Genomic DNA, 15295 nt, shown 5'->3' with positions numbered 1-15295 from the left:
TGAAAAGCATGGCGCGTGATAAAGAGGTGCGGACCAAATCCGTATTGGAGTTAGTTGGGCCGTCTTTCGGCTTGTTGGCGATTGCATTCTCCGCTATGTCGGCTGGAGCGGTGCAAGCGCGCGAACCTACCAAGGCGGACAAGACATTTTGCGAGCGCTATGCCGAAGTGATGCAAAAAGCACTTGATGTTGATCGAAGTGGCGATCCGGTCGCAATCAATCGGTTTCGCCAGTCAGTAACGGGAGACCCGCAAGCATATCTGCTCCTACCAGGCCTTGGTGTAAGTCTCACGACGGCACCGTGGGTGACAGACGTTAGACAGCAATCACGGGAGCATTGTCTTGATCAGGTGAGGCAAAATAGGAGGGGATTCCTGCCCAATGACCCTGAACGTCCCGCGCCAGTGAATACGGCAGAGTCTTATGTTATCCGCATGCCGTTACAGGGGGAACTGGATCCGCACGCGCGTGAAGCAACTGAATCAGTATCGGCAAACGCAAACGCCCCCGGAGGCGCCGGCGATGCGGTCAGGGAAGCCGAGCTAATTGAAAAGTGGTGGGTGGCACAGAACGCCTGCTACGACGATGGCGATCCTGATGGCCTTGTTTGCGCGAGACGTGACCATGCCACTGAGTCGCTAGAAGCTCGCGGCTATGTATTGCACAACAGAAATGTATGGACGTCACGGTCAGATGGTGCGCATTTCAATAGCGTTGCTCAAAGTACCAATAAGATGGCCAAAACGCTGGGCACTAGCAGCCAGGGCACAGGTGACGCCGTCGCTTTGCAGTCTTTGCGGAGACATGTTGAGGACGACGAAATCATTGCGCTGTGGAATGACTCGCGGGACGCTCTACGCGATGAGTATCCGATGGCGTGGATAGTCTTCGGGAGAGTGGTCAAGAAGATAGAGGCGGAGCATGCTGATGAGAACGATCCCCGCTATGACGTGGATTACTAGCCTGGTTGACTTTAGGGACTATCAGAATTGATCGCACATAGTCGCGCCAAACCAATCAGTGAGAGCTAGTGTGGCAATTCCTATTTCGCACCTTTGGCAGCAGAGCCCCCGTGATCTGACGGCGTTGTCTCATATGGAGGTGCTTGCGGGCGTGTGGAACGAGCTTCCAATTTTCCGCAGGCGGATAGCAATGGGGCGCTTCGGCATCCCACGACACCTTTATAAATTTCGATTCCCACCGGATCTCAAAGACGATGAGTCAAAGGATCGCCTGAAGGCGATTCTTCTTCGAAACGAGCTTCATGCGGCACACGCAGAATCTCTGAACGATCCGTTTGATTGCACTGCAGACTATCTGGTTGAAAAGGACAGTGAAGAGCTTATCGACGAATTGAAAAGTTTCTTTATCTCCAATGGGGCTGATGCAGGCCTAGCTAGCGCTCTGGCTCAAGAGTCAGGGATGGACGGTCCTTCAGTCATCGAGGGATCTCTACGAGAAGGACACGCCAAACTGCGACGCCAGCTTCGGGTCTGCGCACTGTCCGCTGAATGGGAGAATTCAGTGCTTTGGGCTCACTACGGTTACGAGCACAAAGGACTGGCGATTCAATTTCGCCCCTTCATGGATCCATTGGCCTTCCAAGCCTTTCAGGTCAACTACAGCGATCACTATCCCAAGGAGAAGGACTACTTTAGTAAGGACACGAGGGACCTGGTGGCTCCCCTGCTTCAGAAGGCTAGCCTCTGGAAGTATGAGAAGGAGTGGCGGTTGATCAAGAGAGCTGAGGTAGTTCGCTTCAGGCCAAATGCTTTAGCTTCGGTTGTTCTTGGGGTTCGTATATCCGATGAGCACAGGCAGTACATCGAAGGCTTGGTTGAGGAGCGGAATAGGCTGCATTCCGTTGATACACCGGTGTATCGGATCGAGCCTCTGCGGGGCTCTTATGGCATGAGAACCAAACGGGTGTCGTAGCAAGCATACCGCCGATATCTGGTGCCAACTTTCCTCAGGGGCGAACTGCCTAGCCTTCTGTAGGCACCGAATGGCCGCAATCTGCCGACCATGCCGCTCAGTGACCGTGACAGGTGTCCAGTCTGCCACCGGTGTCCAGCTTAGTTGGCGGCAGCGTCCAAGTTAATTGGCGTTAGTGTCCAGTTTGTTTGGCGCTGGGTGTCCAGTTGATTGGCGTCTCGTAGCTTCGCAGGAAGGAGGCGCCGCCGCATACAAGAACGGATCGGCCTGCAGTTGGTCCCGAGTAGGCGGGTGACCAGTTATGTGTTGCGCAGGTAGTGCAGCGCAGGCTGAGGCTTAAGAACGTAGCCGAAACGGCCGTCTTCCGCACACGCCAGAAGAAGCCCGACGTCGACGCGCACCTCAACCCGCTACCGCAAACTCAAAGCTCGTCGTTGGCCAGCTTCTGCAGCGCGACGGCATCCAGAATCTCAACCACATTCAGATGCGGCAGGGCGATCAGGCCTTGCTGGCGCAGCTTGGTGAACGTGCGGCTCACCGTTTCCATGGTCAGGCCGAGATGGTCGGCAATGTCGCCACGGCCCATCGGCAGCGAAACGCGGTTGATGCTGCGGCCGAGCAGGGCGGCTTCGCGGGCGGCGAGCCGCAGCAGGAAGTCAGCCAGCCGTTCCGGCGGCTGCAGGCGCGCCAGCGCCAGCGCGTTGTCCTGTGCGGCATCCAGCTCCTGGCAAGCGCGTTGCAGCAACTTGCGCTCCAGGTGCGGGTAGCGCTGGCGGAGGTCGCGCATCTGCGACATCGGCACCCGGCAGACACGGCTCTCGGCGATGGCTTCAATGTCATAGCGGTGCTGGTCGGCGCCGCTGAGGCCCATGTAATCGCCGGGCAGCACGAAGCCATTCACCTGGCGGCGGCCATCGGCCAGCGTCCGTACCAGCCGCAGCGCACCTTCCGTCACTGTATAGACATAAGCGCGCGGCTCGCCGGTACGGGCAAGCGTGGCGCCCATCGCGACGGGCATCGAGGTGGTTATCTGCTCCAGCGCCTGGACTTCGTCACAGGACAGCGCAGAGCACACCGACAGGTGCCGCACCGAGCAATGCAGGCATTCACGCGCGCTATTGCCGTCCGCAGCAGCGGGCGATGCAAGGGATTGGTCGGGGCCAGAGGCGGGCCGGGACATGGCTTCGATACGGGGAGAGAAGAGGTAAATGATACTTCATGCGGCCAGCGGGGCGGCCTGGCGCTAGAATTGGAGGCTGTCCACCCCACTGAGTTGCAGGAGTTTCGCCCGTGATCAAGCCCCGTACCCCGCCTGGCATCATGGAATTGCTGCCGCGCGAGCAGATCGCGTTCCAGCGCATGCTGGACGTCATTCGGCGCAACTACGAGCGTTTCGGGTTCCTGCCCGTAGAAACCCCGGTCTTCGAGCTGTCCGATGTGCTGTTGACCAAGTCTGGCGGCGAGACCGAGCGCCAGGTGTATTTCGTGCAGTCCACCGGTGCGCTGGCCAATGCCGCCGAATCGGGCGACACCAGCCTGCCGGAAATGGCGCTGCGTTTCGACCTGACGGTGCCGCTGGCCCGTTATGTGGCCGAGCACGAGCACGACCTGACCTTCCCGTTCCGCCGCTATCAGATGCAGCGCGTGTATCGCGGTGAACGCGCCCAGCGCGGCCGCTTCCGTGAGTTCTATCAATGCGACGTGGACGTGATCGGCAAGGACACGCTGAGCATTCGTTATGACGCTGAAGTGCTGGCGGTCATCCACGCGGTGTTCTCCGAGCTACGCATCGGCAAGTTCGCTGTGCAGCTGAACAACCGCAAGCTGATGCGTGGTTTCTTCGAGGCGCAGGGTGTGGCTGATCCGCAGCAGCAGGCGCTGGTGTTGCGCGAGGTCGACAAGCTCGACAAGCGCGGTGCCGATTACGTGCGTGAAACGCTGGTCGGCCCGGAGTTCAACCTGCCGGTTGATGCCGTCGAGCGCATTCTGGCCTTCGTCGAAGTGCGTTCAAGCTCGCATGCCGATGCCCTGGCGCAGATTGATGCGGTGCTCGTTGCTGCCGGCGAGTCGGCCAGTGACTCGTTGCGCGCCGGCGCGGCCGAGCTGCGTGAGGTGCTGGAGCTGGTCAAGGGCCTGGGCGTGCCGGAAACGGCGTATTGCCTGAACTTCTCCATCGCCCGTGGCCTGGATTACTACACCGGCACCGTCTACGAGACCACGCTCAGTGACCACCCGCAGATCGGCTCGATCTGCTCCGGCGGCCGCTACGAAGACCTGGCCAGCCACTACACCAAGTCGCGCTTGCCGGGCGTGGGCATTTCCATCGGCCTGACCCGCTTGTTCTGGCAGCTGCGCGAGGCGAACCTGATCGACGGCATCGCCGAGAGCAGCGTGCACGCGATGGTTGCGTTGATGGACGATGCCTCGATGCCGCAATCGCTGGACATCGCCCGTCGTCTGCGTGCCGGCGGCATCAATACCGAAGTGCAGATGGAGCCGAAGAAGATCGGCAAGCAGTTCCAGTACGCCGCAAAGGCGGGCATCCGCTTCGTGGTGCTGGCCGGTGAGGATGAACTGGCGCGTGGCGTGGTGGCGGTCAAAGACCTGTTGCGCGAGCAGCAGTTTGAAGTCGCCCGTGACGAACTGGCATCCACGTTGCAGGTGGAGCTGGAGCAGACCCGCGCGATGGCGCGCTGAGTCAGTCGCCAAGCTGAACAGAAGGCCCCGCGATGCGGGGCTTTTTTATGGCCGACATTCAGGGCGGCGCGCAGCCGGGATCCGCCGCGCCCCCCTGAAAAGAGGGCGGGAGCCCCGTTACGGCGCCTCAACCCGAGTTTGACCATTCGGATATTTCGTACTAACGTACTAGCACGCTAATACGTTGATACACATGAAACCGCGCATCGATTCCGAACGTGAAAAGGCTTCTGACGCCCCATTGAAGGCGCTGGCGCGCGCACTTGCCGCGCTGGACAAGCCGCAGGACGTGCAGTCATTCCTGCGCGATCTCTGTACCCCTGCCGAGCTGGAAGCCATGGCCGACCGCTGGCGTGTGGTGCCGCTGCTGCGCAAGGGCGTGCCTTACCGCGAGATCTATGACTTGACCGGGGTGAGCGTCACCACCATCGGCCGGGTCGCGCGCTCGCTCGAACATGGCGCCGGGGGGTATGCCGCCGCCATCGAGCGGCTTGCCGCGCGCAAAACCGAATCCAACTGAGAACCGAACATGAGTGCTTCAACCACGGCCCCGGCGCGTGACCGGCTGCGTATCGCCATCCAGAAGAGTGGCCGCCTGGCCGACCCCGCACGCAGCCTGCTGGCCGCTTGTGGCCTGAGCTGGCGTCAAAGCCGCGACAAGTTGTTCTGCTTCGGCGAATCGTTGCCGGTGGACCTGCTGCTCGTACGCGATGACGACATTCCGGGCTTGATTGCCGATGGTGTCTGCGACCTGGGGGTGGTCGGCCTCAATGAGCTGGACGAGCAAGGTAAGGCGCGGCGCCAGATTGGCCTGCCCGATGCCTACCAGCCGCTGCGTGGCCTGGGTTTCGGCTCCTGCCGCTTGATGATTGCCGTGCCTGAAGAGTGGGATTGGCAGGGCGTGCAGATGCTGCAGGGCAAACGCATTGCCACCAGCTATCCGGCCATCCTCGCCGCGTGGCTGAAGGAGAAAGGTGTGGACGCGCAGGTGGTGGAGTTGTCCGGCTCGGTGGAAATCGCACCCAAGCTTGGCACCGCGGAAGTGATCTGCGATCTGGTCTCCAGCGGCGCCACGTTGACCGCCAACCAGCTCAAGCCGGTGGAGACGCTGCTGGAGAGCGAGGCTGTCCTGGCTGGTCCGGTGAACGAACTGGATGACGCGCGCGCTGGCCTGATGGCGATGCTGTTGCGTCGTCTCGATGGCTTGAGCAAGACCCAGGACCGGAAGCTGTTGATGTTCAGCGCCGCCGAAGAACGTGTGGATGCACTCACGCGCCTGCTGCCCGATGCCGAGCCGTTGCTGCGGCTGCCGGGCGAGGGCGGGGCGGTTCGCCTGCAGACCATGTGCAACGGCGCGCTGAGCTGGCAGCGTCTGGAAGAGCTGGAGCGCGCTGGTGCACAGGGGTTGATGGTGTTGGCGGTGGAGAAGTCGCTGGTATGAACATCCTGGATTGGAATGCGTTGGATGCAGACGGCCAGGCGCGTGCGCTGACTCGCCCGGTGCAGACGGTCGCGGCGCAGACGCGCGACTCGGTTGCTGGCTTGATCGCGCAGGTGCGCGCAAATGGTGACCAGGCGCTGCGCGAAATCAGTGCCCGCTTTGACGGTATTGCACCGGAACGTTTTGAAGTCAGCGAGGCTGAGTTCGCCGCCGCCGAACTGGCGGTGCCGGCTGAGCTGCGCATCGCCATGCAGCAGGCGGCAGATCGCATTGACGCGTATCACCGCGCCGGTATGGCGCAGCCGTACTCGGTGGAAACCGCGCCGGGCGTGGTCTGCGAAAAGATGATTCGCTCGATTGGCCGCGTGGGTCTGTATGTGCCAGCAGGCAGTGCACCGTTGCCGTCGACCGCGTTGATGCTGGGCGTGCCCGCGCGACTGGCGGGTTGCCGTGAAGTAGTGCTGTGCACGCCGCCACGCAAGGACGGCAGCGCTGATCCCGCCGTGTTGGTTGCCGCGCGGCTGACCGGCGTGCACCGCGTGTTCAAGATCGGTGGCGCCCAGGCGATCGCGGCGATGGCGTATGGCACGGCGTCGGTGCCGTCTTGCGACAAGTTGTTCGGGCCGGGCAACAGCTTTGTCACCGAAGCCAAGCAGCAAGTGGCGCAGGCCGGTGCGGCGGCGATCGACATGCCGGCCGGTCCGTCGGAAGTGCTGGTGATTGCCGATGCCGGTGCCAATCCGGCGTTCGTCGCCGCCGACCTGCTGTCGCAGGCTGAGCACGGTCCGGACTCACAGGTGCTGTTGCTCAGCGACGACAATGCGCTGATCGCCGCAGTGCAGGACGAAGTGGAGAAGCAGGTGGCGCAGCTGGCGCGTGAAGACATTGCGCGCAAGGCGCTGGATGCCTCGCTGCTGATCAAGATGGAGTCGATCGAGCAGGCATTCGCCATTTCCAACCGCTATGCGCCTGAGCACTTGATTCTTGCATTGCGCGAACCGCGAGATTGGCTGCCGCAGGTTGAGGCCGCAGGCTCGGTGTTCCTCGGTGATTACACGCCGGAAGCGCTGGGCGACTACTGTTCCGGCACCAACCATGTGCTGCCGACAGCCGGTGCTGCACGCGCATACAGCGGCGTCAGCGTGGCCAGCTTTCAGAACCAGATCAGCGTGCAGGCCGCTACCCGTGAAGGCATTGCCAACATCGGTTGGTGTGCGCTGACGTTGGCGCGTGCCGAGGGTTTGGGTGCACATGCCAACGCCGTTGCCCTGCGCTTGGGGATCGAGCTATGAGCGGCGTGTTGGAGCTTGTGCGCAGTGATCTGCGCGGGTTTGCGGGCTACTCCTCGGCACGCAGCGCCAAGCTGGAGGGTGAAATATGGCTCAATGCCAATGAATCGGCGTGGGCGAATCCAGGTGACGCGCAGGCCAGCTGCCGGCGTTACCCGGAACCGCAACCGCAGGCACTTCGCGAACGTCTGGCGGGTTTGTACGGGTGTTCAGCCGAGCAACTGCTGATCGGTCGTGGCAGCGATGAAGCCATCGATCTGCTGGTCCGCGCATTGTGCGTGCCGGGGCAAGACGCGGTGCTGTATACGCCGCCGGTATTTGGCATGTATGCCGTGAGCGCGCGTCTGCAGAACGCGCCAGCGCTGGAAGTGCCGCTGCGCGATACCGGCGCCGGCTTCATGCCAGACATCGACGCCATCGTCGCCACGGCAACGCAACGCAACGCCAAACTGGTGTTCCTGTGCTCGCCGTCCAATCCGGCCGGCTTGAGCATCCCGCTGCAGCAGGTTGAAGCGGTTGCCTCCGCGTTACGCGGGCAAGCGTTGGTAGTGGTGGATGAAGCGTATGCCGAGTTTGCCGATGAGCCCTCTGCAGTCGGCTTGCTAGATCGCTACGACAACATCGCGGTGTTGCGAACCTTGTCCAAAGCGCACGCGTTGGCGGCGGCACGCATCGGCGCCGTCATCGCCAATACGGATCTGATCGCGGTACTGCGCCGTTGCCAGGCGCCGTATCCAATTCCGACGCCGTGCTCGACGTTGGCGCTGGACGGGTTGAGTGATGCCGCGCTGGAACTGACACGCGGCCGCATCGCCACCGTGCGCAGTGAACGCGAGCGGCTGCGCATTGCCTTGTCCAGTCGTGCGTGTGTGCGCCATGTCTACGCATCGAATGCCAATTTCCTGCTGGTGCGCTTTGTTGATGCGGAAGCCGCATTCCAAGCGTTGTTGGCAGCCGGCGTGGTCGTCCGCGACCAACGCGCCGCACCGCAGCTGCAGGACGCTTTGCGCATCACCCTCGGAACCCCTGAACAGAACGATCGTGTCCTTGACGCGCTCACCACGCTGGAGCCAGTTGCATGACCCCCATCTTGTTCGTCGATCGTGACGGCACCTTGATCGAGGAGCCGGCGGACTTCCAGATCGATGCTTACGAAAAGCTGCGCCTGGTGAAGAACGTCATTCCCGCCATGCTCAAGCTGCGTGATGCCGGCTACGAGTTCGTCATTGTTTCCAATCAGGACGGACTGGGCAGCGAAGGCTATCCGCAGGAAAGCTTTGACGGTCCCAATGACCTGATGCTGCAGATCTTTGCCAGCCAGGGCATCGTCTTCCGCGACGTATTGGTGGACCCGAGTTGGCCGCAGGACAACAGCCCCAATCGCAAGCCGGGCATCGGCATGATGGTTTCCTACCTGCAGGATCGCTCCATCGACTGGGCGCGCTCGGGCATGGTCGGTGATCGTCCCACCGACATTGCATTCGCCGACAACATGAAGATTCGTGGTTTCCAGCTGCGTACCGAACAGTTCGGCGGCGAGTGGGACTGGGACGGCATCGCTCACGAACTGGCCGACGCGCCGCGTCGCGCCACCGTGCAGCGCGACACCAAGGAAACGCAGATCCGGGTGTTCGTTGACCTGGACAAAGTGGCCGGCGCCAGGATCAATACCGGGCTGCCGTTCTTCGATCACATGCTCGACCAGATTGGTCGCCACGGCGGTTTCGCGCTGGAAATCGTGGCCAAGGGCGATCTGCATATCGATGAGCACCACACCATCGAAGACACCGGACTCGCCTTGGGCCAAGCGCTGCGGGAAGCGCTGGGCGACAAGCGTGGCATCGGCCGCTACGGCTTCACCTTGCCGATGGACGAGACGCTGGCCAGTGCTGCACTGGACTTCAGTGGCCGCCCGTACTTCGTGTTTGAAGGGGAGTTCAAGCGTGAGCGGGTAGGCGACATGCCGACCGAGCTGGTGCCGCATTTCTTCCGCTCTCTGTGCGATTCGGCGGGGTTGAATCTCAACCTGAAAGTGGAAGGCGACAACGACCATCACAAGGTTGAAGCCTGCTTCAAGGCGCTGGCGCGCGCGTTGCGGCAAGCCATTCGTCGCGAAGGCACGGAGTTGCCTTCGACCAAAGGTGCGTTGTGAGCACGGTCGGCTTGGTTGATGCCGGTGGCGCCAACCTCGGCTCGGTGCGCTATGCGTTGGAGCGTTTGCAGGTGGACGTGCGCATGGTTCGCGAAGCACGCGATCTGGAGAGCTTGGAACGTGTGATTCTGCCTGGCGTCGGCGCCGCTGCTGAAGGAATGAAGCGGCTGCATGCGCAAGGCTTGGTTGAGCCGTTGCGGCAGTTGCAGGTGCCATTGATGGGTATCTGTCTGGGCATGCAGTTGCTGTTTGAGCGTTCCGAAGAAGGCAATGTCGAATGTCTTGGGTTGCTGCCGGGCATCGTCCGCCGGCTGCATCCGGGCGTGGGCGTGCGTGTGCCGCACATGGGGTGGAACAAGCTGCTGGCGCTGCGCGAATCACCGTTGCTGGATGGCGTTCCCGTCGGCTCCAGCGCCTATTTCGTTCACAGCTACGCCGCGCCAGTGACCTCCGATACGGTCGCGGCCTGTCATCACGGTGGCTTGTTCACTGCGGTCGTACAACGCGACCGTTTGTGCGGCGCGCAGTTCCATCCCGAACGTTCCGCCGGTCCCGGCGCGCGCATCCTGCGCAACTTCCTTGAGATCGCAACGCAATGAGTTTCACCGTCTATCCCGCGCTGGACATCCGCGAAGGCCGTGTCGTGCGCCTGCTGCAAGGCGATTACGCCAAGCAGACCACTTACGGCGACGACCCGTTGCCGCGCGCGCAGGCCTTCGCCGCCATCGGCGCCAGCTGGATGCATCTGGTCGATCTGGATGCCGCCAAGGCTGGCGGTTACACGCTCGCGCCGCTGCTGGCGCAGATTGCCTCCAGCACCGCGCTGAAGGTGCAGACCGGCGGCGGCGTGCGCGGCCGCGACGACGTCGCGCGCATCCTTGATGCCGGTGCCAGTCGCGTGGTGATCGGCTCCTTGGCGGTGCGCGAGCCCGACAGCGTGCAGCGCTGGCTGCAGGAATTTGGTGCGCAACACCTGACCATCGCGCTCGATACTCGCCAGGGCGAAGACGGCGTCTGGCGCCTGCCGGTACATGGCTGGACCGAGACCGCCGATGTCACGCTTGACGCCCTCGCTCTTCGCTATGCGCAGGCCGGCATGAAGCATTTGCTGTGCACCGATATTTCGCGCGACGGCATGTTGTCCGGCCCCAATATCGATCTCTATGCGCATCTGTCGCAGCTGTTGCCCGGCGTCGCAGTGCAGGCGTCCGGCGGCGTGCGTGACGTGGTCGATATCCGCGCGTCGAAAGCTGCGGGCTGTGGCGGTGCGGTACTCGGCAAAGCGTTGCTGGAAGGCCACCTGAAACTTGACGAGGCATTGGCATGTTGAGCCGCCGCATCATTCCGTGCCTGGACGTGCGTGAAGGGCGCGTGGTCAAGGGCGTCAAATTTCGCGATCACGTCGACATGGGCGACATCAGCGAGCTGGCGTTGCGTTATCGCGATCAGGGCGCCGACGAACTGGTGTTCTACGACATCTCCGCCAGCCCCGAAGGTCGCTCGGTGGACCGCGCGTGGATCGAGCGGGTTGCACGGCTGATCGACATTCCGTTCTGTGTGGCTGGTGGCATTCGCGATGTCGGAACGGCGCGCGCGGTGCTCAATGCCGGTGCCGACAAAATTTCGATCAACACGCCAGCGTTGGAACGTCCCGAGTTGATCGCAGAGCTTGCAGACGCCTTCGGTCAGCAATGCGTGGTGGTGGGTATCGACTCCATTCGTGAGCCTGACGGGCAATGGCGGGTGCGCTCCTACACCGGTGATCCAAGCAAGACCCGCGCCGAAGCGCGACTCACCCTGGACTGGGTACGTGAAGTGCAGCAACGCGGCGCAGGTGAAATTGTGCTGAATTGCATGGACAGCGATGGTGTCCGCAAGGGGTACGATATTGCCCAGTTGCGCCACGCCCGGGCGCTGTGCACGGTCCCGCTGATCGCCTCTGGCGGCGCAGGCACGCCGCAGCATTTTGCCGATGTGTTTGAACAGGCTGACGTTGACGGGGCATTGGCGGCCAGTGTGTTCCACTCGGGCGCCATCGCCATTCCGGAACTCAAGCAGTTCCTGCGCGAACAACAGATCGAGGTGAGGGATGTCTACTGAATTCAAAGCGCTGGATCCGACCGCGCTGGACTGGGCCAAGGTCGATGGGCTGATGCCGGTCATCGTGCAGGACGCGGCCACGCTGCGCGTGCTGATGCTCGGTTACATGGACCGCGAAGCGCTGGAAAAGACCCACGACAGCGGCAAGGTCACCTTTTTCAGTCGTACCAAAAAGCGCTTGTGGACCAAGGGTGAAACCTCCGGCAATCATCTTGATGTGGTGGATATCCGCGTCGATTGCGATGCCGATACCGTGCTGGTCACTGCGCAGCCGCACGGCCCCACTTGCCATACCGGCGAGGCCAGCTGCTTCGGCGCCGCGCCGGGCAATTTCCTCGGCGCACTGGATGCGCTGATCAAGCAGCGTGAGCACGACCGCCCGCTCAACAGTTACACCACCAAGTTGTTTGAGAAAGGCGCGCGGCATATCGCGCAGAAAGTGGGCGAGGAAGGCGTGGAAACCGCACTGGCCGGCGTGGTCCAGCGTGACGAAGACCTGCTTGGCGAATCGGCTGACCTGCTGTTCCACCTGATCGTGCTGCTGCGTTCGCGCGGCCTGTCGCTCGATGATGCGGTTGCAGTGCTTGAAGACCGACATGCAAAGGCTGCGGAGAAAGCGGCGAGCTGACTTTCAGTTCCGCAGTTGAAGGTGATCGCCCGCAATCGGGAGCGAAACCAGTAACGTGCTTGAAGCCCCTCTCCCGCAAGCGGGAGAGGGGTTGGGGTGAGGGCAAGCTTTTGCTCCTAACCAGAGAGCCGCAGCCCCCGTCGCGCGCGATCTCATTCACTCCCGCCACTCCCGGCAAAGTCAACCGCCACGCAGCCCGCTTAAAGCCCCTCTCCCGCTAGCGGGAGAGGGGTTGGGGTGAGGGCAGCTTCTGCTCCTCGCCAATACGCTCGGCAACAACACCACCACTCCCGGCAAAGCCAGCCGCCACGCACCTGTCGCAAGGCAGAGCGATAATGCGCGTCTGCTCATTCGCTTGCCGAGGATTCCATGCGCCAAACCATGCTGACTGGCCTGCTGCTGGCCTGTGCCCCGTTCGCGGCCACGGCCTCGTGCCTGGAAGGTGTTGTGTTCAATGATGCCAACGGCAATAGCATGCAGGATGCGGGTGAGAAGCCACTGGCCGGCATCAAAGTGTCTGATGGCGAACATATCGTCATCACCGGCAATGACGGCCGTTACCAACTGCCAGCCTCGGCTCAACCCACGATCTTCGTCATCAAGCCGGCCGGCTACAGCGCCGCTTCCCGCAGTGACGGCTTGCCCGATATCTGGCGGCCGAATGCGGGTGAAGACAATGTCGTCCGGTGCCGCCCTTTTGCGCTGGTGCCACAACCCGACGCACCAGGCAGCTTCCAGGCATTGGTAATGGCTGACAGCCAAACCGGCAGCACGCTGGACGTGAACTACTTCGAGCGCGACATCATCGCGCCGCTGCGCGGCAAGCATCAGGCGCGGCTGGGAATGACGCTCGGCGACATCACCAACGACGACCCGTCGCTGTATCCGGCCTTGACCAAGGCGGTGACCTCGCTCGGCGTGCCATGGCTGCACGTGCCGGGTAATCACGACATGGATGTAGGTGCGCAGAGTGACGCCGCCTCGCTGGCCAGCTATCACCGCTCGCTCGGCCCGGATACCTACGCCTGGGAAGAGCCGTCGATGGTGTTCATTGGCATGGACGACATCATCGCCCAGCCGGGCCAGAAGCCGGCCTACGTTGGCGGTCTGCGTGAAGATCAGTTCGCCTTCCTGGAGCGCTACCTGCCGACCATCGCCAAGGACAAGCTGGTGGTGCTGGGCTTCCACATTCCGTTGTTCGACCACGTTTATCGCGCTGAAGATCGCGCGCGTCTGTTCGCATTGCTGGAGAAGGTGCAGCACCCGTTGATCCTCAGTGGGCACACCCACAACCAGAGTCAGGTGTTCTGGGCGGCGGAGCAGGGCTGGCGCGGCGCCCGGCCATTGCACGAGTACAACGTAGGTGCGGCCTGCGGCGCGTTCTGGTCCGGCCAGAAGGATGCGCAGGGCATCCCCGACACGACCATGGCCGACGGCACGCCCAACGGTTACGGCCTGCTCAACGTGCAGCCGCAGGGCCGTTACAGCGTCGAATACCGCGTCGCGCGAGCTGCAGATGACATGCAGATCGCATTGCATGCCCCCAAGGTGCTGCGGCAGGGCGCCTATCCGGCATGGGGCGTGTACGCGAATGTGTTCATGGGCTACGACGGCTTGCCGGTCGAGTTTCGCGTGGATGGCGGTGAGTGGCAGCCGATGAAACAGGTCAAGCAGCCTGATCCGCGCTTGCTGGTGGAAAACATCGCCGACGACCTGGCCGACAGCCTGCGCGGGTACGACCGCTCACCGGAAGCCGTGCCATCCACGCATCTGTGGCGCGCCGCCTTGCCGACCAGGCTGGGCGAAGGCGAGCACACGGTCGAAGTGCGCACCACGTTGAACGGCAAGCAATACAGCAGTCACACGCGCTATCGCCTGCAATCCGCGACGCCCTGAGTGTGGTGACGGAAGCTGTGTTGGTTTGGCGGGTCGTCCGAGTCAATGCAATGACTCGGACTGCGCACGAATGCAGTGTCGCTTGCATTGATCGGCGCTGACAGCGCGCCGCTTACGGCCCCTTTCGGTTGTTCGCTTCCAATGCGGCTTTGTCCTTGCGGATCGGAATCGTAGGGCGGGGCTGATGTACAAACGGGTAGGGCACTGCAGCGGTCACCGGTAAGCCATCGCGCCACTTGGTCAATACCGCAGTGATCGCCGGGCCGGCCTGAAACTGCGGCTCGGAGGGGCGTTCACCTTCTTCCTTCTCCCGTCGCCGCACTGTCATCTTGGTCTGCGAATAGGCGGCAGTGAAGTCATTGGTGGCATTCATCGCTTCCACTAGGAACGCACGGCCAAACCACGTCGCGCTGTCCGTGTTGCCGCAGCCGAATGAAGGGCGGTCTTTGCGTGCCGCAGAAATGATCATGCGGTTGGGCGCCTGCAACGCGGGAATGAAGCCGCCGGAATAGCAGGCAGAAACCACGATCACCGCATTGCCGATCTTTGCCTCTGCGAGCAGTTGGGCTAGATCGCTGGGCGCCAGGTAGTGTTCTTCATTCCTGCCCGTATGCAGATAGAAGCTGTTGTCGGCCAACCCGTGGCTGCTGAGGTACAGAAACAGCACGTCTTCTTCGGGATCGAGGATTTTGCCCAGTGCTTCCAGCGCGTAGCCCAGGCTCTCGTACGTCGCTTGCGGCATCGCGCCGTCGCCGGTGCGTGTCTGCGGGTGATTGATCAGGCTGATCATTCGCCCGGCCGAATCCCAGCGCTGCGCCGACAACTGCTGCAGGTAGGTGACCTCGTTGCGGAACACATCTTCGTCGCTGTCACCGGCGACGCCCAGGACATACATGTCGGTGACGCTAGGGCGCTGCGGAGCCAGCTTGGCCAACGCCGCATCAACCAGCGCCCGTTGCGTGCCTTCCAATGTCGGCGTCGTGGCTTCCCGTGTATCAGCGGGCGCCGTAGTGGCGATGGCCGGCACGATGCCGGTGAGCAGCGCACCACTGAGGCAGATCATGCATAGGCGATTGAGCAATGGACGGGCAGGGCGGTTGTGCATGGCAGGAGCGCGCATGGGTGGTTGCGCGATTCTATCCATTCGGCGTGATGAT

Annotated in this window: 15 protein-coding genes; 13 read left to right on the top strand and 2 right to left on the bottom strand. The window is 62.3% G+C overall.

Going from position 1 to position 15295, the window contains the following annotated elements:
• Positions 1-8 precede the first annotated feature (8 nt).
• Complete coding sequence (locus ACREP4_RS01800; RefSeq protein ID WP_431594495.1) at positions 9-962, top strand: hypothetical protein; 954 nt, start codon at positions 9-11, stop codon at positions 960-962.
• A 70-nt stretch (positions 963-1032) separates the two neighbouring features.
• Entirely contained in the window at positions 1033-1935 is a 903-nt protein-coding gene (locus ACREP4_RS01795; protein WP_431594494.1) for a DUF2971 domain-containing protein, read from the top strand.
• Between the two features lie 421 nt (positions 1936-2356).
• Here ACREP4_RS01795 and ACREP4_RS01790 read toward each other — a convergent pair whose 3' ends face one another.
• Positions 2357-3115, bottom strand: a complete 759-nt coding sequence (locus tag ACREP4_RS01790) for a Crp/Fnr family transcriptional regulator (protein WP_431594493.1) — start codon at positions 3113-3115, stop codon at positions 2357-2359.
• Positions 3116-3225: 110 nt separating this feature from the next.
• On the opposite strand from ACREP4_RS01790, the gene hisS reads away from it, so the two are divergent.
• The 11 genes from hisS (at position 3226) to ACREP4_RS01735 (ending at position 14138) form a co-directional block, all read left to right on the top strand.
• Positions 3226-4632, top strand: a complete 1407-nt coding sequence (gene hisS / locus ACREP4_RS01785) for a histidine--tRNA ligase (RefSeq protein ID WP_431594492.1) — start codon at positions 3226-3228, stop codon at positions 4630-4632.
• 193 nt (positions 4633-4825) lie between these two features.
• Positions 4826-5152, top strand: coding sequence for a YerC/YecD family TrpR-related protein (locus ACREP4_RS01780; RefSeq protein WP_431594491.1), 327 nt, complete (start codon positions 4826-4828; stop codon positions 5150-5152).
• Positions 5153-5161: 9 nt separating this feature from the next.
• Entirely contained in the window at positions 5162-6073 is a 912-nt protein-coding gene (gene hisG, locus ACREP4_RS01775; protein ID WP_431594490.1) for an ATP phosphoribosyltransferase, read from the top strand.
• Positions 6070-7365 (top strand): histidinol dehydrogenase, encoded by a 1296-nt coding sequence (gene hisD / locus ACREP4_RS01770; RefSeq protein ID WP_431594489.1) that lies wholly within the window; start codon positions 6070-6072, stop codon positions 7363-7365. The genes hisG and hisD overlap by 4 nt, the downstream gene beginning before the upstream one ends.
• Positions 7362-8444 (top strand): histidinol-phosphate transaminase, encoded by a 1083-nt coding sequence (hisC, locus tag ACREP4_RS01765; RefSeq protein WP_431594488.1) that lies wholly within the window; start codon positions 7362-7364, stop codon positions 8442-8444. Before hisD ends, hisC begins: the two co-directional genes overlap by 4 nt.
• Complete coding sequence (gene hisB, locus ACREP4_RS01760) at positions 8441-9514, top strand: bifunctional histidinol-phosphatase/imidazoleglycerol-phosphate dehydratase HisB (protein WP_431594487.1); 1074 nt, start codon at positions 8441-8443, stop codon at positions 9512-9514. The genes hisC and hisB overlap by 4 nt, the downstream gene beginning before the upstream one ends.
• Entirely contained in the window at positions 9511-10113 is a 603-nt protein-coding gene (gene hisH, locus ACREP4_RS01755) for an imidazole glycerol phosphate synthase subunit HisH (RefSeq protein ID WP_431594486.1), read from the top strand. The genes hisB and hisH overlap by 4 nt, the downstream gene beginning before the upstream one ends.
• A complete protein-coding gene (gene hisA, locus ACREP4_RS01750) occupies positions 10110-10844 on the top strand; it encodes a 1-(5-phosphoribosyl)-5-[(5-phosphoribosylamino)methylideneamino]imidazole-4-carboxamide isomerase (RefSeq protein ID WP_431594485.1) in 735 nt (244 codons plus the stop codon). The genes hisH and hisA overlap by 4 nt, the downstream gene beginning before the upstream one ends.
• Entirely contained in the window at positions 10838-11614 is a 777-nt protein-coding gene (hisF, locus tag ACREP4_RS01745; RefSeq protein ID WP_431594484.1) for an imidazole glycerol phosphate synthase subunit HisF, read from the top strand. The genes hisA and hisF overlap by 7 nt, the downstream gene beginning before the upstream one ends.
• Positions 11604-12242 carry a bifunctional phosphoribosyl-AMP cyclohydrolase/phosphoribosyl-ATP diphosphatase HisIE gene (hisIE, locus tag ACREP4_RS01740; protein ID WP_431594483.1) on the top strand — a complete coding sequence of 213 codons (639 nt, stop codon included), beginning with the start codon at positions 11604-11606 and terminating at the stop codon, positions 12240-12242. Before hisF ends, hisIE begins: the two co-directional genes overlap by 11 nt.
• A gap of 369 nt (positions 12243-12611) precedes the next feature.
• Complete coding sequence (locus ACREP4_RS01735; RefSeq protein WP_431594482.1) at positions 12612-14138, top strand: calcineurin-like phosphoesterase C-terminal domain-containing protein; 1527 nt, start codon at positions 12612-12614, stop codon at positions 14136-14138.
• 112 nt (positions 14139-14250) lie between these two features.
• Here ACREP4_RS01735 and ACREP4_RS01730 read toward each other — a convergent pair whose 3' ends face one another.
• Positions 14251-15258: a C13 family peptidase gene (locus tag ACREP4_RS01730; RefSeq protein ID WP_431594481.1), complete on the bottom strand. Its 1008-nt coding sequence runs from the start codon at positions 15256-15258 to the stop codon at positions 14251-14253.
• Between the last annotated feature and the right edge of the window lie 37 nt (positions 15259-15295).

Origin of the sequence: Stenotrophomonas sp. (genome assembly GCF_050737575.1) — a bacterium.
Taxonomy (GTDB): Bacteria; Pseudomonadota; Gammaproteobacteria; order Xanthomonadales; family Xanthomonadaceae; genus Stenotrophomonas.
The sequence above is the reverse complement of the archived record's forward strand: the minus strand, read 5'-3'. Positions and strand labels throughout refer to the sequence as shown.